This window comes from Microcoleus sp. A003_D6 (assembly GCF_036702825.1).
In the GTDB taxonomy this organism is placed as follows: domain Bacteria; phylum Cyanobacteriota; class Cyanobacteriia; order Cyanobacteriales; family Microcoleaceae; genus Microcoleus.
In genome coordinates, this window is the sequence record NZ_JAUBWA010000263.1 from 1 (window position 1) to 2,848 (window position 2,848).

Sequence of the window (2,848 nt, forward strand, 5' to 3'; positions counted from 1 at the left end):
GTTTTGTTGGACGCTGTTCCCGTTGAACCAGGAAGCCAGCGCTGTACCACTTAAGTGGTCAGCGTCTGGTAGTTCACCCGGATATCCCTGGCGCTACACCGAGGATTTTGGTGAAAAAACCCGGTTGCTGCGTCCAGGACTATAAAGCATCACATTTATCTTTCATCCTCCACCGTTTGCAACTAATACCAGTTTCACAAAAAAATGCAACTGTAGGTAAGCTTCAAATCCTTATGCAGTAAGTCATTCCCAATTCTTTAATTGAAAATCGAAAATCCAAAATGGTATTACCCACCGGCGGGGCTACCCGATAGGGGAAAAGCACCCGGACGTACTTTAATTTTCTGAACTTGACCCAAACGGTTAATTTCCACTTCGAGTTCTTTGCCTACAACAGTGCTTTCCACCCGTTCTTGCACGTCCCCGGGAGTGTTCACCGCAATTCCGTCAACTTTTTGAATGACATCTCCAGCGCGCAAGTCGGCTTTTTGAGCGGGGGAATTTTCCACGACTCGCGTCACGGCTACGCCTCGATCGAGGGTAATTTTATTATTATCGAGCTGTTTGTTGAGTTCTGCCTTGGTGGCGGCAGTCAAGCTGACCATTTGAATGCCGAGATAGGCGTGTTCGGCTTTACCTTTGGCGAATAACTGATCGGAAACTCGTTTGGCGGTTTCGATCGGAATTGCAAATCCCAAGCCCTGAGCGTCAGCGCGAATGGCGGTATTGATGCCAATTACTTCGCCTTGGTCGTTGAGCAGCGGGCCGCCAGAATTGCCGGGGTTGATGGCGGCGTCGGTTTGGATGAAGCGGACTCGCTTGTCGGGGATGCCGACTTGGGAACTCGATCGACCCGTAGCGCTGATAATGCCCACAGTCACGGTATTGTCGAGACCTAAAGGATTGCCGATCGCGATCGCCCACTGTCCCGGTACAATATTGTCCGATCGGCCCAAAGCCACCTGCGGCAGTTCCTTGGCATCAATCTTAACAACAGCCACATCCGTCAGCGGATCGACCCCCTGCACCTTACCCTCAAACTCGCGGCCGTCTTTGAGCGTCACCTTGACGGTATCCGTCCCGGAGACGACGTGAGCATTAGTAACGATGCGGCCGTCTGGAGTGAGAATAAATCCCGAACCCGTACCTCGCTTGACTCGTTCTTCCGGCTGCGGCAAACTGTCTCCAAAAAACCGACGAAACAAAGGATTTTTGAAAGCTTCCGGTACTTGATTCGTCACTTTGCTCGATGCGTCAATCCGCACTACAGCCGGGCCGACTTTTTCGGCTGCTTCAGCAATAAAATTGGGATTGGTGCGATCGACCGCCCGATTTTCCTGAACTGGAGGAGACGCATAGGGGGGGATTTGCTGGCGCACGACGGGTAAAACCAATGCGGTTTCCAGATTGTTTGGGCTTTGCAGATAGCGATTTCCCAACCATCCCACGCCTCCCCCGATCGACAGCAAAGTCACATAAAGGGTCGCTTGCTTAAAAGATAAACTCATTTAATAACTCCCGCTAAATACCTCATCCCCGCAGACAGTTCCGAATCAAGCATTTTTGTCTTGGCGACGGGAAGAAAGCGGGGCGGGGAGTACCGCTTCCTCAAGAACATAGCTGTTAACAGGCAGGCGCCCATCGGCATCACAAGCAATTTTTGCCTGATTTGCCAAGAGCGACCAAAACTAATAATTCTCATCCTAACTTGGCTTAGCCTGGGATTTGTAGTCTCCAGGGCGGGTAGAGCTTTCAAATATCCAGTTTTACTCGGATCGAAAATTGTCAATTGTCCGAAATGAATACTTTTTTCTCTACCTAATGACTTTTAAACGCTTATTTCCGCTCATTTCTGCACTACTTTGGTCGATCGCACCCGTTGGGAAAACCGCGGCAAATACCGAGATCCCACCTGCAAATCTTCCTTCAGGTACACCTGTAGAAAACCCCGACCCCGCCCGCGATTGCCCGGAACCGGCTAGGTCTCGGTTGCGCCGCCACACTGCGGCCCAGGGCGAAACCATAGAAAGCATCGCGCGGCAGTACAATGTGATTCCTGCGGCGCTGGTCGGGATAAATCCGATGTTGCGGGGCGGGCGAGTAGCTGCCGGAAGTGCGATCGTCATTCCTCCGTACAGCGGCATCGAGGTAGAAGTACCTGCGGGCTGGAATTGGCAAAAACTGGCAGAACGTTACAAAGTACGCGCAGATTTGCTATTTGAGGCGAATGGGTGCAGGCCTTTGGGGCAAACGGTGTTTGTGCCTGCGGTGAATAGGTCGATCGGGCCTTCTATAAATCCCGATGCGACGCCATCGGTGCAAGGATTTCCGCTGCCCGCCCCAGCGGTAGAAGCTTTGCGTTACGGGCGGCAGTGGCATCCCGTGCGCCGCGAATTTTTTTTCCACAGCGGCGTAGATTTTTTGGCGTCGGAGGGTACGCAGGTTTTGGTGGCGGGCGAGGGGACTGTCGCCTTTGCCGGGCCGCAGGGGGATTACGGGAATTTAGTGGTGGTTAACCATCAAGCGGGGAAGCAAACGCGCTACGCTCATTTGAAAGATATTGCCGTAAAAGTCGGTCAAAAAGTGCAGTCTGGAGAAGTTTTGGGAACTGTGGGGACGACGGGAAAACGGGACATTCCGCAGGCTCATTTGCATTTTGAAGTTCGGTACAATTCGGGTTTGGGTTGGGTTGCTGAAGATCCGCTGCTTTATTTGCAACCCACATTCCGCAGATATTTAACCAGATGTAATTGATGATGAATTCGGAATTGCTAAAGCCCGAAATGGTTGCCGTGCAATCATTTGGGCTTTTTTAGTGTATAATAAATTCTTCTAGTAGAGCAACTCG

General features: G+C 51.5%; 2 protein-coding genes. One reads left to right on the top strand and one right to left on the bottom strand.

Translation table 11 applies throughout. The annotated features are described in order from the left end of the window. Positions 1-287: 287 nt before the first annotated feature. Positions 288-1,508: an HhoA/HhoB/HtrA family serine endopeptidase gene (locus QUB70_RS32220; protein WP_332985868.1), complete on the bottom strand. Its 1,221-nt coding sequence runs from the start codon at positions 1,506-1,508 to the stop codon at positions 288-290. Positions 1,509-1,782: 274 nt separating this feature from the next. Between QUB70_RS32220 and QUB70_RS32225 the strand changes: the two genes are divergently transcribed. After that, complete coding sequence (locus tag QUB70_RS32225; protein ID WP_332985869.1) at positions 1,783-2,754, top strand: M23 family metallopeptidase; 972 nt, start codon at positions 1,783-1,785, stop codon at positions 2,752-2,754. Positions 2,755-2,848 lie beyond the last annotated feature (94 nt).

What these genes read in the sequence shown, in the direction of transcription:
- QUB70_RS32220 (WP_332985868.1), bottom strand. Translation starts at nt 1,508, where the DNA reads ATGAGTTTATCTTTTAAGCAAGCGACCCTTTATGTGACTTTGCTGTCG.